Genomic DNA, 16,553 nt, shown 5'->3' on the forward strand with positions numbered 1-16,553 from the left:
AAGTGTAAAAATGGCAAAGTTAAGTATTTTTGTTGGTTCAGTTTACGGCAATGCGCAAAGTGTTGCAGAACAATTACATGACGCCCTATCCGGAAAAGGGGTAGAGAGCGAAGTATTCGCAGATGCAAGTGTCGACGATTTTATCTCAGCTGAAGCAATTTTGGTTGTCACATCAACTACGGGGCAAGGTGACATTCCGCCTAATCTTGAATTTACGTTTGATGAATTAAAAGACCAGTCACCAATGCTCAGCGGAAAACCGTTCGCTGTCGCGGCTCTGGGAGACAGCAGTTATGGCGATTCATATTGTGGCGCGGGTAAGCACTTTTACGAGTTACTTACAGAGCTTCAAGGCAAAGCCGTTGCGCCTATGTTGGAAGTTGATGCGATTGAAACGTTGGAACCGGAAAAAGACGTAATTGATTGGTTTGACTCTGTTCAGGCTGATTTAGTATAAAAAAAGAGCCGCATTTGCGGCTCTTTTTTCATGCATTTCTGAAATTAATCCGCACTTCTAAGAAGTTCATTAATACCGACTTTTGCGCGTGTTTTGGCGTCAACTTTCTTCACGATAATGGCGGCATACAAGCTGTACTTGCCATCGGCTGAAGGTAAGTTGCCAGGCACAACCACTGCTCCAGCAGGCACTCGGCCGTAGTGAACTTCGCCAGTTTCACGGTCGTAAATGCGCGTGCTTTGACCGATGTAAACGCCCATTGAAATAACGGCGCCTTCTTCGACGATCACACCCTCAACAATTTCAGAGCGAGCACCAATAAAACAGTTGTCTTCGATGATTGTTGGATTCGCTTGTAGAGGCTCCAGTACGCCACCGATACCAACACCACCAGACAGGTGAACGTTTTTACCGATTTGTGCGCAAGAGCCAACTGTTGCCCAGGTATCTACCATGGTGCCTTCACCTACGTAAGCGCCAATGTTGACGTACGATGGCATTAGTACGGCATTCTTACCTACGTAAGTTCCGGTTCTTACTGTTGCTGGCGGAACAACTCGTACACCGTCTGCAGCAAATTGTTCTGCGGTGTAGTCTGCGTATTTCAAGGCAACTTTGTCATAGTATTTGCTTTCAGCACCATCAATCACGTCATTATTGTATAGGCGGAAGTTCAGTAAAACGGCTTTTTTGAGCCACTGATGTACTACCCATTCGCCATCAATTTTTTCTGCTACTCTGGCTTCGCCGCTATTCAATAGTGCCATTGCTTTTGCAACCGCATCGGCAACGTCTTGTGGTGCAGAAGAAGGAGAAATGGCGTCACGATTTTCAAACGCCTCTTCGATAATTGCTTTTAATTCAGTCATGTGATGTTGATATCTTCAAGTTGATCTAATTTATACAGAATGCGCTTTTTCAGTTCGACCTGCTGATCTTGAGTGAGAGCTTTACCCTCACTATTACTGACGATAAAAATATCCTCAGCGCGTTCACCAATAGTTGAGATTTTTGCAAGTCTCAGTGTGAGATTACAATCGACAAAGGCATGGCCAATTTTAGCCAGAATACCCGGGGCGTCCAGTGCTTCCAGTTCTACTAGTGTAGAGTCCTCTTGTGCCGAAAAGAATCTAATTTTTGTGGGTACATCAAGTTGGCGCATTTGGCGAGGCATTTTGCGCTTATTATCATGAGAACGGCCTGGTTTGGCGATCTGTTTTAGTATAGCGTTTTCCAAGCTGTGAATTCTAGATTCACTGGACAATCGCGTACCATCGTTTTCTAAAACCAGTAGGCTATCGAATACATAACCGTCTTGCGTTACCGTAATATGAGCATCGTGAATTGAACAATTTCTACTGTCTAGTACCGATGCTACTTGGGCAAACAATGCTGGCCTGTCTTTGCCGTAGATAAGGACCTCAGTTCCGCCCTTGGCGATACTGTCACTGGCTTTGACCACTAACGTATCAGTGCTTTGGGTTTCATTGTGATGCTCGACAAGGATTTCGGTATGCCAAGCAATTTGTTGTGGTTTAAAGCGAACAAAATAATCTTTGTCTAGGCGCTGCCATACCGCTTCCCTTTGTTCGTCAGTAATTGACGAACTCTTTAATATTTCTTTGGCTTGTTGTTTGTGATTACTTACTCTTTCGGTAAGCGTTTCCTCACACTGTAAGCCATTATCTAACGCTTTTTGTGTCATCAGATACAGCTCTCTAAGCAAAGAGGATTTCCAGTCATTCCAAAGATTGTCGTTAGTCGCTCTGATATCAGCCAGCGTCAATGCGTATAGCATATTTAAATGGTTGTGGCTGCGTATGCTGGTAGCAAACTCATTGATCACGTCAGGGTCGTAGATGTCTCTGCGTTGAGCCACGACAGACATCAGGAGGTGCTGTTCAACTAACCAACTAACCAGTTTTGCATCGCCAGGCTCGATGGCGTGTTGTTCGCAAAACACCAGTACATCTTTTGCGCCGAGAGTAGAGTGGTCACCTTGTCGCCCTTTAGCGATGTCATGGAAGATCGCGGCGACATAGAGCAATTCGGGCTTGTCTAGATTCTTTGCGATTCTACCGCAACGAGGGAACTCACTATTGTCTTCGCTAAAATAGTGGTTTACGTGCTTGACCAACCTGTGAGTGTGTTCGTCAACTGTATAGGCGTGAAACAAGTCAAATTGCATCATGCCAACTATCTTATCCCACTCTGGCAGATAACTTTGTAAAATACCGAATTTGTGCATGACATCCCAGCCAAAATCAAAAAAGCGTGGGTGTCTGAACAAGGCCATCAACTTGGTTCGGCATTCGGGGCGCTCAACGTAATATTGGTCTTGAAATTTACGTCGAGCGTTTCGAAGCTGACGAATACAAGCGGTATCAAGGCCAATCACAGCAGGTGTCTCCGCCACGACGTAGAGAAAATCAAGGATATCTTCGGGCGCTTGTATAACGTCATCGCTGGTTGGCGCGATATTGCCATCTAACAGGCAGTAATGCTGGTTAATTTGTATCGTCTTTTGCACTGACTGATTTAGCATGTCATAGCGGAAGCGTTGTAACAGCATTTGATTGAGTTCGGTAACTCGACGAACGATCCTGAAGAACCCCTTCATCATCTTTTCGACAGATTGCTTACCTTCGTTACCATAGCCCATTTTCTCAGCGACGTCGGTCTGATAGTCAAACAACAACCGGTTTTCACTGCGTCCTGCTACTAAATGCAAAGCGCAACGCATACGCCAAAGGTGCATTCTACATTCTATTAATTCGGCGTGTTCATGTTCGGTAAAATAGCCATGGCCGACTAAGTTCCAACCATCGTATTCGCGAAAATGCTTCTTGGCCACCCAACCAATCGACTGGATATCACGCAAGCACCCTGGGTTTTCTTTAATATTGGGCTCTAGGTTGTACGAGGTTCCGTGAAACTTGGCGTGTCTGGCCAGTTGCTCATCATACTTAGCTTTGAAAAAAGCTTTGCTCGACCACGTGTCTTTTTCGTTTACGGCTTTCCAAAGGCTGTCAAATACGGCCTCACTACCAATAAGTAAACGACTCTCAACCAAATTGGTGGCAATGGTGATATCACCTTTGGCAAGTTTTACCGTTTCCTTAATCGTTCGAACCGATTGGCCTACGTCGAGTTTGATGTCCCAAAGTAGGGTGATAAATTGGCTGATCGTCTCTTGCGCTTTTTTATTAAGAGGTTTATGGCTGACAATGAGAAGATCGATATCTGAGTGCGGTTGTAAATGACCTCGTCCGTAGCCTCCCACGGCACAAAGCGCAATATCCGAAAATTGGGTTAAACCGACTTTGTCCCAGAGACGGGCGAGTAAAGCATCTACAAACGTTGCTCTTCCCATTACTAAGTCTTGAATGGGAGCAGTATCGAACTCTGATTCGATCCATTCATATGACTGTTTCACCAGGGCTTTAATAGAAGCAATGTCACTGGCAGAAGCCAATGAGTTAGCAGCAGTAACTAAAGAGCTTAAGGTTGGCATGTGTTTTTAAAAAAGAAACTTCGGTATGTGCATCGCACCTTAGCACGAAGCAAGAATTAACGCAGCCCCAAATGCCTGCATATTTAGTCGAATTTATGCATACTTATAGCCAAACTGTAGGGAAAAGAGCTAAACGACTGTTTAGCCCTTTTTTGGCGTTAGGCGTGATTAATGACTCGGGGCAATGTTTCGTCGTCCCTCAGCGTCAACACTTCAACACCGGTTTCCGTGACCAGCAGAGTATGTTCCCACTGTGCACTGAGGCTTCGGTCTTTTGTCACTACGGTCCACTGATCCGGAAGCAATTTTGAATAGCGCTTACCAGCATTTACCATGGGTTCGATGGTGAAGCACATGCCGGGAACGAGTTCGTCGCCTGTACCCGGTCGGCCATAGTGTACAATCTGAGGCTCTTCATGGAACGTAGCACCAATTCCGTGGCCGCAATATTCGCGTACAATTGAATAATTATGCGCTTCTGCATGAGTTTGACAAATGTGACCGATATCACCCAGACGCGCGCCAGGTTTCACAATTTCAATGGCTTTGTACAGGCACTCTTGCGTGATTCGTATTAGCCTATCAGCAAGTATACTTGGCTTGCCAACAACAAACATTTTTGATGTGTCGCCGTGATAGCCGTCTTTGATTACCGTGACATCAATATTCACGATATCCCCATCTTTAAGCTTTTTGTCCGATGGGATACCGTGACAAATGACGTGGTTGACCGAAGTACAAATGGACTTCGGGAAGGGCGGATGACCATAGTTGAGCGGTGCGGGAATTGCGCCTTGTTCATTAACAATGTAGTTGTGACATAAGGTATTGAGTTCATCTGTCGTCACGCCTTTTTTGACGTGCTCACCAATCATCATCAACACGTCAGCAGCTAACTTGCCTGCTACGCGCATTTTTTCGATCTCTTCAGCGGTTTTGATTATTGCTGCCACTGTTATCCTCGACATAGTTTATTGGGAACGCGAACGGCTTGGTTTTTGGAAAAAACGCGGCGGTTCGAAATAATACCCCTTATATTACCGACTTAGCTGCTCCGTGTATAGGTTAGCGGCTATTTAGGCGGTTTTAACTTGTATTAAATTTACGCATTTTCTTGAGTCGGTTATACAAACGTGATATAAAGCGCGCGCTCATCTAAATGGGCTACTGGAAACGGTGGCTTGAGCATTAACTTTTTTATTAAAACACACATACATCGACACTTACTGTCGGGGTGTCTGCTTTCGAGTGGATCGACAGAAGGGATGTATGGAGGCCTAACCCCAATAGAGGAAAAAGATTATGGCAAACGTTTCTATGCGTGACATGCTAAAAGCTGGCGTACACTTCGGTCACCAAACTCGTTACTGGAACCCTAAGATGAAGCCTTTCATCTTCGGTGCACGTAACAAAGTTCACATCATCAACCTTGAAAAAACAGTGCCGTTGTTCAACGACGCGTTGAACTATGTACAAGGTGTTGCTGCGAAGAAAGGTAAAGTACTTTTCGTTGGTACAAAGCGCGCAGCTGGTGAAGCAGTTAAAGAAGCAGCACTTAAGTGTGACCAGTTCTACGTAAACAAGCGTTGGTTGGGTGGTATGTTGACTAACTGGAAAACAGTTCGTCAATCAATCAAGCGTCTTAAAGATCTTGAGCAACAAAGCCAAGACGGTACGTTTGAAAAGCTAACTAAGAAAGAAGCGCTTATGCTTCAACGTGAAATGGACAAGCTAGAAAGCAGCTTGGGCGGTATCAAAGACATGGGCGGTCTTCCGGACGTAATCTTTGTAATCGACGCAGATCACGAGCACATCGCAGTAACTGAAGCACGTAACTTGGGTATCCCAGTAGTTGGTGTTGTTGATACTAACTCAAACCCAGACGGTGTTGACTTCATCATTCCTGGTAACGATGACGCAATCCGTGCTATCCAACTATATTTGGATGCAGCTGCTAACGCTATCAATGCTGGTCGTGAGAGCAACATTGAAGTGCAAGCAGAACAAGACGATTTTGTAGAAGCTGCTGAATAATAGCCGCTGATTTTGCGACAGTTTGTCAAAGAGCTGTCACAAACTATACAGAATATGTAAGACAAGGGGCGTTCGCCCCTTTTACCTATCGAATTATTATTTTAATGCTGAGGAATTGAAAAATGGCAGTGACTGCAGCACTAGTTAAAGAACTACGCGAGCGCACAGGCGCAGGCATGTTGGACTGTAAAAAAGCCCTTGTTGAAACGGATGGTGACATTGAACTTGCCATTGAAAACATGCGTAAATCAGGTCAAGCGAAAGCCGCTAAGAAGGCTGGCCGTATCGCAGCTGAGGGTGTAATCCTAACTAAAGTAGAAGGCAACCGCGCTACTATGATGGAACTGAACTGTGAAACTGACTTCGTTGCACGTGACGAAGGTTTCCTAGCGTTCGGTAACAAATTACTTGCACTAGCAGCAGAACAAAACATCAACGACATCGATGCATTAAACGCAGCTGAGCTAGACGGTAGCACAGTAAAAGAAGTTCGTGATGCACTTGTTGCTAAAATCGGCGAAAACATCTCTCCTCGTCGTGTAATCAACGTTGAAGGTGATAACCTTGGCGCTTACGTACACGGTGGCCGTATTGGTGTTGTTGCTATCCTTGAAGGCGGCGAAACTGAGCTAGCTAAAGACGTTGCAATGCACGTTGCTGCTGCTAGCCCGCAGTTTGTTAAGCCTGAAGATGTAGCAGAAGAAGTGGTTGCTAAAGAGCGTGAGATTCAAATCGAAATCGCTGTTCAGTCTGGCAAGCCTGCTGAAATCGCAGAAAAAATGGTTGAAGGTCGCATGAAGAAATTCACTGGCGAAATCAGCCTTACTGGTCAAGCTTTCGTTAAAGACCCTTCAACAACAGTTGGTGCATTGCTTAAGAGCAAAAACGCTGACGTTGTAAACTTCATTCGTTTCGAAGTTGGTGAAGGTATCGAGAAGAAAGAAGAAGACTTTGCAGCAGAAGTTGCAGCGCAAATGGAAGCGGCAAAGAAATAATTGCCCCATCTACTTTTGCGTGACGTGAATGTCATATAAACTACGAGCACCTCTTCGGGGGTGCTTTTTTATGACTGGCGGATCATATTTATTAAAGTGAATGCAGAATCTGCTGCTAATCGAATCGTTTTGCCTCATTTTTTGTCGCCTTTGTTTGTGACGAGACATGTGTCAAACCGAATTCATAAGGAAAGTTCATACTATGAGTATCACACCTAAATCAGCCTATAGACGTATCCTGCTAAAACTCAGTGGCGAAGCCCTGATGGGAGACGAAGGGTTTGGTATTGACCCAAAAGTTCTTGACCGTATGGCACAAGAAATTAAAGAAATGGTAGAACTTGGCGTACAAGTTGGCCTTGTGATCGGCGGCGGTAACTTATTCAGGGGCCAAGGCCTAGCTGAAGCAGGCATGAACCGCGTTGTTGGTGACCACATGGGAATGTTGGCAACTGTCATGAATGGGCTGGCAATGCGAGACGCGTTACATCGCGTATTCGTAAATGCACGTTTAATGTCGGCTATTCCACTCAAAGGTGTTTGTGACGATTACAACTGGGCTGAAGCGATTAGTTTGCTTAAGTCGGGCCGCGTCGTTATTTTTTCGGCAGGAACGGGTAACCCGTTCTTCACGACTGATTCTGCAGCCTGTTTACGCGGTATTGAAATCGAAGCCGATGCGGTACTCAAAGCGACAAAAGTTGATGGCGTGTTTAGCGATGACCCAGTGAAAAACCCCGACGCAACACTTTATAGCCGCTTGAGTTACAATGAAGTCCTAGATAAAGAATTAAAAGTGATGGACTTGTCAGCCTTCACGCTGGCACGAGATCACAGCCTTCCTATCCGCGTGTTTAACATGAATAAGCCTGGTTGCTTGCGACGCGTTGTCATGGGTGAAGAAGAAGGCACCTTGATAGATCATCAAGAAAATATCAATTAATAAGAACAGGAATCCTATCGTGATTGATGAAATAGAATTAGATGCGAAAGAACGCATGGAAAAGAGCATCACTGCGCTAAAAGGCCAGCTTGCAAAAATTCGTACGGGCAGAGCGCACCCTAGCTTATTAGACAGCATTATGGTGCCTTATTACGGTTCTGACACGCCACTGAAACAGGTTGCGAACGTGATTGCAGAAGATAACCGGACTCTAGCTTTGACTGTCTTCGATAAGAGTGCAATTCAAGCCGTTGAAAAAGCCATTATGCAATCAGACTTGGGCCTAAACCCGATGAGTGCCGGTACGACTATTCGTATTCCAATGCCGCCGCTAACAGAAGAGCGTCGTAAGGATTTAATCCGAGTAGTGCGCGCTGAAGCTGAACAAGGCCGTGTGGCAATTCGTAACATTCGTCGTGACGCCAACAGCGACATCAAGGAATTGTTAAAAGAAAAAGAAATCAGTGAAGATGAAAGTCGTGCTGGAGAAGAAAACATCCAGTCATTGACGAATGAATTTATCAAGGAAGTGGATTCATTACTTGCTGGTAAAGAAAAAGAATTAATGGAAGTGTAATTCGACTCATGTTACGGAAACGTACGACGGCGTCAGATACGCCAGATGCGCCAGCGGTGGGGGCACAAGACGGCCCCCAACACGTTGCTATTATCATGGATGGCAATGGCCGTTGGGCTAAAAGTAAAGGCAAAATTAGAACGTTTGGCCACCGTGCTGGTGTTGATTCAGTAAGGGCGGTTGTGCGTTATGCCCGACAAAACCATATCAAATCTCTTACGCTTTTCGCGTTCAGTTCAGAAAACTGGAAACGTCCGAAAGAAGAAGTTTCTGTACTTATGGACCTGTTCAATCTGGTGTTGAATAACGAGGCCAAGAAACTCAATAAAAACGGCGTTCGTCTGAACGTTATTGGCGATGTCGATGGCTTTGACGAGAAGTTACGCGATAAAATCCGTCAAGCAGAGGAAATGACTGCTGATAACCAGGATTTGATTTTAAATATCGCGGCCAACTACGGCGGCCGTTGGGATATTGTCGATGCCGCTAAAAAGTTAGCTTCACAAGCTGCAGATGGCAAGATAGATCCGAGTAAGATTGACGAAGCCATGTTTAATCAGCATGTCTCCACTGCTCAATTGCCAGAATTAGACCTGCTCATTCGCACAGGTGGCGAGCACCGAATCAGTAACTTTTTATTGTGGCAATGTGCATACGCCGAATTGTATTTTACCGATGTGCTGTGGCCTGATTTTGATGAAAGTGTATTTCAACAGGCAGTTGATGATTTCAAAAAACGGCAACGTCGCTTTGGATTGACTGGCGAGCAAGTTACTGAGCCAGCTTAAATTACAGGCTCGCGGGGGTTAGCGCGTACTCTGCGACCAGGAGCCAAATTACATTATGCTAAAACAACGAATAATAACAGCATTAATCTTAGCGCCATTGGCGTTGATGGCCATATTGTACTTACCCATGTACAGCTTCCAATTAGTCATGGCAGGCGTGATTGCTATGGGGGCCTATGAATGGGCCAAAATTTCTGGTATCGATAGCCGTCCCGCGAAAGTGGTATTCATGATCGGGATGAGCGCAATATGCTTACTGCTCTCTTTCCTCGTTGATACTCAACAAATATGGCATCAGGGACAGCTAAACGGCTTGTATCACGGCATATTGACGATAGCCGCTGTGTGGTGGTGTATTTCTCTTGCAATGATTATCGCTTATCCAAAATACAGCGAGTTTTGGCGCTCGAGCATCCTTGTTAGAAGCATCTTCGGTTTGCTGACGCTAATACCAACTTGGGTGGCAATTGTATCTTTGCGCACTAGTTTACACGGCGTCGATGCCTTTTACGGTGCTTCCCTGATCTTTTACGTATTAGGCATAGTATGGGCTGCTGATATCGGCGCTTTCTTCGTAGGCGTTAAGTTTGGTCGTCATAAGTTGCGTCCTAATGTTAGCCCGGGTAAAACCTATGAAGGGTTAATGGGAGGCGTTACTGCGTCGTTTGCTATTATTGCGTTTGCCGCTTTTCACTATCAGGTCGAATCTTCTAACGTATGGCTTCACTTTGTTATCGGTGGTTTGACCGTCGGTGTATCGGCTCTAGGCGACTTGAACGAAAGCATGTTCAAGCGATGCGCAGGTGTCAAAGACAGCGGCAAAATTCTGCCCGGCCATGGCGGTATCCTCGATCGTATTGATAGCCTTACCGCAGCGTTTCCTGTCTTTGCATTTTGTTACGTGACATGGATGGCATAATGCAAACGGTAACGATTTTGGGCGCCACTGGCTCAATCGGCGTCAGTACATTAGACGTTATCGCTCAACACCCGGATTTGTATCGCGTCTTTGCCATTACGGGTCATCGACAGGTAGAAAAGCTCGTCGCTCAGGCCGTATCTTGTAACGCTAGGTATCTGGTGTTGTCTGATGAATCGTGTCTTGAACAGGCGACGGCACTAGCGGCAGAGCTCGGGTTGAAAGCCGATATTCTTTGCGGTGACAAAGCGCTAGAAGACGTAGCGAGCGCGCCAGAAGTGGACACCGTTATGGCCGCTATCGTTGGAGCAGCCGGTTTGCTGCCAACAATGGCGGCGGTCAAAGCCGGCAAACGTGTTCTGTTGGCAAACAAAGAGTCGTTGGTCATGTCTGGCCAATTGTTTATCGAGACGGCCACACAGTCTGGAGCGCAAATTTTGCCGATAGACAGTGAACACAATGCGATTTTCCAATGTTTACCCGCTGATTTCGAATACGGCAATCTGGAAAAAAGCGGGATCAGTCAGATTCTCCTAACCGGATCAGGTGGTCCTTTCCGCTCGCGCAGTCTGTCAACCTTTTCAGACATTACGATTGAAGAGGCCTGTTCCCATCCAAATTGGAGCATGGGCAGAAAGATTACCGTTGATTCAGCCACCATGATGAACAAAGGGCTAGAGTTCATTGAGGCCTGCTGGTTGTTTGGGTTGTCTGCAGATGATGTGACGGTTGTCCTGCATCCACAAAGTATGATTCACTCAATGGTGCAATATGTTGATGGCTCGGTGATAGCGCAGCTTGGCCAGCCCGATATGCGTACGCCGATTGCGTACGGTCTTGCTTTTCCACAGCGTATCAGCTCTGGTGTAAAGGCGTTAAACTTTGGTGATATGATGGACTTTAGTTTTACAACGCCCTGTTACCAGCGCTATCCCAATTTAAAATTGGCCATCGATGCATGTCGAGCTGGTCAGTCTGCAACAACAAGTTTGAATGCCGCCAATGAAGTGGCAGTGGCAGCGTTCCTTGATGGGCAGATTTCATTTGTTCAAATTGCCCAAGTCAATGAAGAAACCCTGAATCGAATGGAACATTCTTCTATTTCGTCACTCCAACAGATTCTGGATCAAGACAACAAAGCACGAGCAGTGGCAGATTCCATAATCGAGGAGCTTAACTAGGTGTTTGAAATCGTCCGTAATATTGGCGCATTTATCGTCGCACTTGGTATTTTGGTTGCCGTGCACGAATGGGGGCATTTCTACGTTGCGAGAAAGTGCGGTGTTTTTGTCAAGCGATTCTCCATTGGTTTTGGTAAGCCATTGTGGCGTCGAGTTGATAAGCACGGCACAGAGTTTGTCATTGCTGGTATCCCGCTTGGTGGTTATGTCAGTATGCTCGATGAGCGTATTGAAGACGTTCCAGCAGAAAAGGCGCATATGTCTTTTAATCAGCAGCATGTCTTTAAAAGAATGGCTATCATCGCCGCTGGGCCAGGTATCAATTTTGTCTTTGCTATATTCGCGCTTTGGATAATGTACCTCATCGATTTTGAGACAATAAAGCCGGTAGTGGGTGAAGTTGCACCTAATAGTATCGCTCAGGATAGTGGACTTGCTGTCGGCGATGAAATTCTCGCGGTTGGTGACAGAGATACTATAGATTGGAGCGCTGCGAACTTAGAGTTAGTCTCTTATGTCGGTGAAGCATCTATTCCTGTTAAAGTGAAAACACTATCTGGTGTGACTCAACAGGTTGACCTGAACATCGAGCAATGGACGTTTGACCCGGATAAGGTCAGCCCGCTAACCAGTTTAGGTATAACGCCGTTTCGTCCCGACGCCACATTAGAGGTTGCAGCCCTTTGGCCTGATTCACCGGCAGCAAAAGCTGGGGTGCAAGTCGGGGACCAATTAGTAACGTTAAATGGTACAAAAATCGATAATTGGCAGAACTTGGTTGAAACTATCCAAGGGTTAAATGGTCATACTGTGGTATTAGCCGTAAATAGGGCTGGTAATGAGCAGTTACTTTCTGCCACAATTACTGGTCGACAAACTCCAGATGGCGAAGTGGGCTATTTGGGTGTCGGTCCAAAATTTGAAGAATGGCCCCCGGGGTTTGTTTTTACCCATCAATATGGTGTGGTAGAAGCAGTAGGAAAAGCCACGGATAAAACTTGGCGCTTAATGACGCTGAGTATTGAAATGATTGGCAAGCTGTTTACAGGCGATGTATCTGTAAAAAATCTCAGCGGTCCTATTTCAATCGCACAAGGAGCGGGAACGAGTGCAGGATATGGATTGGTCTATTTCTTAAGTTTTCTTGCCCTAATAAGTGTTAACTTGGGCATAATCAATCTGTTGCCACTTCCTATGCTAGATGGGGGGCACTTAATGTATTTCACCATTGAGTGGCTCACGGGAAAACCTGTCTCAGACGAAGTACAGGAATGGGGTTTCAGAGTTGGTGGAGTACTCTTGTTTGCCGTGATGAGTATAGCGATTTTTAACGATATAGCTCGGCTTACATAGAGCGAGGCTAGATTGGGTATCTGAGCCAAAGCGGTATGCAAGAACATGCGAACAATCATGAAAAATGAAGCGCAGCCAGGAAGAATAAAAGTAAAATGAAGTTAAAACAGTTAGTAGCAGCCGGAATAATCAGTTCCAGTGCTAGCTTAGCCAATGCTGCGGCATCCGATAGCGATTTTGTAGTACAAGATATTCGAGTTGAAGGTTTGCAGCGTGTTGCGCTTGGTGCAGCCTTGACCTACATCCCAGTACAAGTTGGTGACGAGGTCAACGCTTTCAGAGTCGCTCAACTTATTCGCTCACTGTACTCCTCTACTCACTTCGAAGACATAGAGGTCCTGCGCGACGGTGATACATTAATCATTCGCGTCGCGGAACGCCCAACGATCAGCAACATCATTTTTGAAGGCAACGACGATATTAAAGACGAACAGCTTCAAGAGAGCTTGGACGGCAATAATATTCGCATCGGTGAACCGTTAGACAAAACGATCCTTGTCTCCATCGAAAACGGCCTGAAAGACTTCTTTTACAGTATTGGTAAATACAATGCCGATGTGTCGGCAATTATCACGCCTTTACCGAGAAACCGTGTCGATTTAAAACTGTTGTTTGAAGAAGGCGACGCGGCGAAGATAGAACAAATCAATATCGTTGGTAATGAAGTCTTTTCTGACCAAGAGTTATTCGACACCATGGAATTGCAGTTTGATGCACCTTGGTGGGATTTCTTGTCAGAAACGCGCTATCAACAACAAACGCTGCAAGGTGATATGGAAACTATCCGCAGCTACTACATGGACCGAGGCTATTTGCAGTTCAACGTGTCCTCTACTCAAGTCTCTATGACGCCTGAGAAAGATGGTATTTACATTACGTTGAACATAGATGAAGGTGAACAATATCGCATTTCAGGTGTTGAACTCGCTGGTGATTTGCTAGGGCACGAAGAGTACATCAAGCGCGTGCTCCCACTGACCGAAGGCGAACTATACAACCAAGCAGAGGTAACTTACACCGAAGAGTTCATCAGTAAGTACCTTGGACGTTTTGGTTATGCCTATCCGACGGTTACTACCATTCCGGATATCAACGAAGATGACAAGACAGTGAAGTTAACCTTGTCTGTCGATCCCGGTAAGCGTATCTATGTTAGACGTATCAACTTCAATGGTAACGTGATCACTTCAGATAACGTATTGCGTCAAAACATCAGTCAGATGGAAGGGACATGGCTATCTAACTCGTTGCTTGAGACGTCGAAAGGCCAACTGTCACGTCTGACTTACATGGACGAAGTTGAATTTGAAACCATTCGTATCCCGGGTAAAGACGACGTAGTTGATGTCGACTTCAGTGTTAAAGAACAACCTGCTGGCTCATTCAATGCCGGTATTGGTTATGGTGACCGCACGCGTTTGAGTCTACAAGCTGGTGTACAGCAAGATAACTTCTTGGGTACAGGTAAGCGTGTTGGCTTCAACATTAACACCGTGTCGTACCAGCGCTCAGCGCAAATTACTTACAACGACCCTTACTTCACGATTGATGGTATCAGCTTAGGTGGCACCATTGGTTACAGTGAATTTGACGGTGAAGATTTCAACATCATTCGATTTAACTCTAAACAGTGGTCTATTGGTGCCAATATCGGTTATCCGATAAATGAGTACAACCGAATTAGCTTCGGTTTGACGTATTCTGATGTAGAGTTATTCAACCGTGGTCAATTTGACCAGACAGATGCGTTTTATCAGCAGTTCCAAAACGGTACTGACCCCGATGCAGAGATTAAATACTCAAGCTATCTAGCGTCAGTAAGCTGGAGCAGAAGTACCCTTAACCGAGGCTTGTTCCCTACGGCGGGCTCTTCTCAGCGCGCCTCGTTTAGCATTACTACGCCAAACTCTGATGTAAACTACTTCAAAACGATTCTAGACTCGCGCTTCTATTTCCCGTTGTCGCGCAACCAGCGTTGGTCATTCTTGGCTCGCTTTAGAGCAGGTTACGGAAATGGATATGGTGACAAGAATGGGATTGAGCAGATTCTTCCATTTACCGAGAACTTTACGGCGGGTGGTAGTGATACATTGCGTGGTTTTGAGAATAACACCGTTGGTCCTCGCGGGGTTCAGCGCCTGAGCCAAGGTGCGATTGTTGGCCCGGATGGCAGTGTTATTCCACAAGATCCATCGAATGACGTGTTGGCACTCTCTCAACGAAGCTTGGGTGGTAACGCCATGGTACTTGGTGGGGTAGAACTTATTGTTCCTACGCCGTTTGTTGATGAAGAATTTGATAATAGCGTACGTACCAGCTTGTTTTTCGATATTGGTAATGTATGGGACACAGAATTCGATTATGATAGCTACCGAGATTTGGAGGTAATCGCTAACTCTCCACCGTTAGCAGACTACTCAGATTGGAAACAATATCGCAGTTCGGCAGGTTTATCCGTACAATGGATATCGCCGATGGGGCCAATGGTATTTAGTTTCTCTCGAGCGATTCAAGAGCGAGAAGGTGATGATGCACGTTTCTTCACTTTCAATATCGGTCAAACATTTTAATTTAAAGCTGGCGACAGACCAGACAAACAAAGATAAAGGAGTTCCTTTTGAAAAACTTGGCAAAATCAATGGCTGCAGCCGCATTATTGGGTAGTGCATTAATCAGTACACCTGCTCTAGCTGAACAGAAAATCGGTGTAGTAGATGTACAAGGCATCTTCCAATCTATGCCTCAAGCAGCTGAAATCCAAGCTGTTATCGAAGCAGAGTTCAAAGATCAGATTCAAGAAATCAACAAGCTTCAAGAAGATGGTCGTTTCTATGCTGAGCGTCTACAACGTGATGCAGCGACTATGAGTGAATCTGAGAAAGAAGACATTCAAAAGAAAATCATCGATGTTCGCGATCAATTGGCTCAGAAAGGCCAGCCTTTGCAACAAAACATCCAACGTCGTACAAACGAAGAGCGCAACAAGCTTTTGGGCCTAATCAAGCAAGCGATTGACGCGGTAGCGGAAAAAGAAGGCTATGACATGGTACTAAGCGCAGGTTCTGTGTCTTTCGCTAAAGCGGATCACGACTTGTCTCAGCAAGTTCTAGAAACCGTTTCAAAAATTAACTAAAGCATTTACAAGTATCAGATTTTATTTCAATTTGATACGCTTAGGGTTAAGATCAACATCAGACCAACACGGTGTATACCTGTTGGTCTGATTTGTTTTTTAGTGTTATACGCGTATGGTTGCCGCCGTTTTTGTTAGATTTACGGCAAGCTTATTTTCACCCCACCTATAGCGGGTATGCAAAATAAGTTGTGGCATAGGAGAGACAGTTGGCCAATTCATTAAATACTATCGATATTCAGGAAATACTCGATTTACTTCCACATAGATACCCATTTCTATTAATTGATCGAGTAACAGATTTTGAAGCTGGTGTATCGATAAAGGCTTATAAGAACATTACGGTAAATGAGCCTTGTTTTACCGGTCATTTCCCGGGACGTCCGATTTTCCCTGGTGTGTTGATCCTCGAGGCGATGGCGCAAGCTGCAGGTGTACTCGGTTTTAAAACCCAAGGTAAAAATGACAAGCTATACTTGTATGCAGGAATAGATAATGCGCGGTTTAAGCGTCCAGTAGTCCCTGGCGACCGATTAGAGTTTGACGTGGCTTTGGTCAAAGAGCGACGTGGAATATGGAAGTTCAAAGGAACTGGCAGTGTAGACGGTGAAGAAGTCTGTAGTGCCGAATTTATGTGTGCAATGAGAGAGATAGCATAA

The 16,553-nt window shown here is 45.4% G+C and carries 15 protein-coding genes; 12 read left to right on the forward strand and 3 right to left on the reverse strand.

Annotated elements, in window-relative coordinates; genetic code table 11:
- The first annotated feature begins 10 nt into the window (after positions 1-10).
- Positions 11-457: a flavodoxin domain-containing protein gene (locus tag AC27G9_RS11820; RefSeq protein ID WP_487074407.1), complete on the forward strand. Its 447-nt coding sequence runs from the start codon at positions 11-13 to the stop codon at positions 455-457.
- Between the two features lie 44 nt (positions 458-501).
- On the opposite strand, the gene dapD is transcribed toward AC27G9_RS11820, so the two are convergent.
- The 3 genes from dapD to map form a co-directional block, all read right to left on the reverse strand.
- On the reverse strand, positions 502-1,326 hold the full coding sequence (gene dapD / locus AC27G9_RS11825) for a 2,3,4,5-tetrahydropyridine-2,6-dicarboxylate N-succinyltransferase (RefSeq protein WP_487074409.1): 825 nt from the start codon (positions 1,324-1,326) through the stop codon (positions 502-504).
- Complete coding sequence (gene glnD, locus AC27G9_RS11830) at positions 1,323-3,971, reverse strand: [protein-PII] uridylyltransferase (protein WP_487074411.1); 2,649 nt, start codon at positions 3,969-3,971, stop codon at positions 1,323-1,325. Before glnD ends, dapD begins: the two co-directional genes overlap by 4 nt.
- A 158-nt stretch (positions 3,972-4,129) precedes the next feature.
- Complete coding sequence (gene map, locus AC27G9_RS11835) at positions 4,130-4,924, reverse strand: type I methionyl aminopeptidase (RefSeq protein ID WP_487074413.1); 795 nt, start codon at positions 4,922-4,924, stop codon at positions 4,130-4,132.
- A gap of 349 nt (positions 4,925-5,273) precedes the next feature.
- On the opposite strand from map, the gene rpsB reads away from it, so the two are divergent.
- The 11 genes from rpsB (at position 5,274) to fabZ (ending at position 16,553) form a co-directional block, all read left to right on the forward strand.
- Complete coding sequence (gene rpsB, locus AC27G9_RS11840) at positions 5,274-6,005, forward strand: 30S ribosomal protein S2 (RefSeq protein ID WP_487074415.1); 732 nt, start codon at positions 5,274-5,276, stop codon at positions 6,003-6,005.
- A 122-nt stretch (positions 6,006-6,127) separates the two neighbouring features.
- Complete coding sequence (tsf, locus tag AC27G9_RS11845) at positions 6,128-7,000, forward strand: translation elongation factor Ts (protein ID WP_487074417.1); 873 nt, start codon at positions 6,128-6,130, stop codon at positions 6,998-7,000.
- Positions 7,001-7,202: 202 nt separating this feature from the next.
- Complete coding sequence (gene pyrH, locus AC27G9_RS11850) at positions 7,203-7,943, forward strand: UMP kinase (RefSeq protein ID WP_487074419.1); 741 nt, start codon at positions 7,203-7,205, stop codon at positions 7,941-7,943.
- A gap of 19 nt (positions 7,944-7,962) precedes the next feature.
- The gene (frr, locus tag AC27G9_RS11855) at positions 7,963-8,520 is read left to right on the forward strand and encodes a ribosome recycling factor (protein ID WP_487074421.1); all 558 of its coding nucleotides are present in this window, start codon (positions 7,963-7,965) and stop codon (positions 8,518-8,520) included.
- An 8-nt stretch (positions 8,521-8,528) separates the two neighbouring features.
- Positions 8,529-9,308 (forward strand): polyprenyl diphosphate synthase, encoded by a 780-nt coding sequence (gene uppS, locus AC27G9_RS11860; protein WP_487074423.1) that lies wholly within the window; start codon positions 8,529-8,531, stop codon positions 9,306-9,308.
- Positions 9,309-9,363: 55 nt separating this feature from the next.
- On the forward strand, positions 9,364-10,227 hold the full coding sequence (locus tag AC27G9_RS11865; RefSeq protein ID WP_487074425.1) for a phosphatidate cytidylyltransferase: 864 nt from the start codon (positions 9,364-9,366) through the stop codon (positions 10,225-10,227).
- Entirely contained in the window at positions 10,227-11,408 is a 1,182-nt protein-coding gene (gene ispC, locus AC27G9_RS11870) for a 1-deoxy-D-xylulose-5-phosphate reductoisomerase (RefSeq protein WP_487074427.1), read from the forward strand. Before AC27G9_RS11865 ends, ispC begins: the two co-directional genes overlap by 1 nt.
- The gene (gene rseP, locus AC27G9_RS11875) at positions 11,409-12,761 is read left to right on the forward strand and encodes a sigma E protease regulator RseP (protein ID WP_487074429.1); all 1,353 of its coding nucleotides are present in this window, start codon (positions 11,409-11,411) and stop codon (positions 12,759-12,761) included. It abuts the gene before it with no gap.
- Positions 12,762-12,856: 95 nt separating this feature from the next.
- Entirely contained in the window at positions 12,857-15,331 is a 2,475-nt protein-coding gene (gene bamA / locus AC27G9_RS11880; protein WP_487074431.1) for an outer membrane protein assembly factor BamA, read from the forward strand.
- Positions 15,332-15,378: 47 nt separating this feature from the next.
- Positions 15,379-15,894, forward strand: coding sequence for an OmpH/Skp family outer membrane protein (locus AC27G9_RS11885; RefSeq protein ID WP_487074433.1), 516 nt, complete (start codon positions 15,379-15,381; stop codon positions 15,892-15,894).
- A 209-nt stretch (positions 15,895-16,103) separates the two neighbouring features.
- A complete protein-coding gene (gene fabZ, locus AC27G9_RS11890; protein WP_487074435.1) occupies positions 16,104-16,553 on the forward strand; it encodes a 3-hydroxyacyl-ACP dehydratase FabZ in 450 nt (149 codons plus the stop codon).

This window comes from Alteromonas sp. 5NS40-0096 (assembly GCF_057544385.1).

What these genes read in the sequence shown, in the direction of transcription:
- pyrH (WP_487074419.1), top strand. Translation starts at nt 7,203, where the DNA reads ATGAGTATCACACCTAAATCAGCCTATAGACGTATCCTGCTAAAACTC.
- glnD (WP_487074411.1), bottom strand. Translation starts at nt 3,971, where the DNA reads ATGCCAACCTTAAGCTCTTTAGTTACTGCTGCTAACTCATTGGCTTCT.
- rpsB (WP_487074415.1), top strand. Translation starts at nt 5,274, where the DNA reads ATGGCAAACGTTTCTATGCGTGACATGCTAAAAGCTGGCGTACACTTC.
- AC27G9_RS11820 (WP_487074407.1), top strand. Translation starts at nt 11, where the DNA reads ATGGCAAAGTTAAGTATTTTTGTTGGTTCAGTTTACGGCAATGCGCAA.
- bamA (WP_487074431.1), top strand. Translation starts at nt 12,857, where the DNA reads ATGAAGTTAAAACAGTTAGTAGCAGCCGGAATAATCAGTTCCAGTGCT.
- AC27G9_RS11865 (WP_487074425.1), top strand. Translation starts at nt 9,364, where the DNA reads ATGCTAAAACAACGAATAATAACAGCATTAATCTTAGCGCCATTGGCG.
- dapD (WP_487074409.1), bottom strand. Translation starts at nt 1,326, where the DNA reads ATGACTGAATTAAAAGCAATTATCGAAGAGGCGTTTGAAAATCGTGAC.
- ispC (WP_487074427.1), top strand. Translation starts at nt 10,227, where the DNA reads ATGCAAACGGTAACGATTTTGGGCGCCACTGGCTCAATCGGCGTCAGT.
- uppS (WP_487074423.1), top strand. Translation starts at nt 8,529, where the DNA reads ATGTTACGGAAACGTACGACGGCGTCAGATACGCCAGATGCGCCAGCG.
- tsf (WP_487074417.1), top strand. Translation starts at nt 6,128, where the DNA reads ATGGCAGTGACTGCAGCACTAGTTAAAGAACTACGCGAGCGCACAGGC.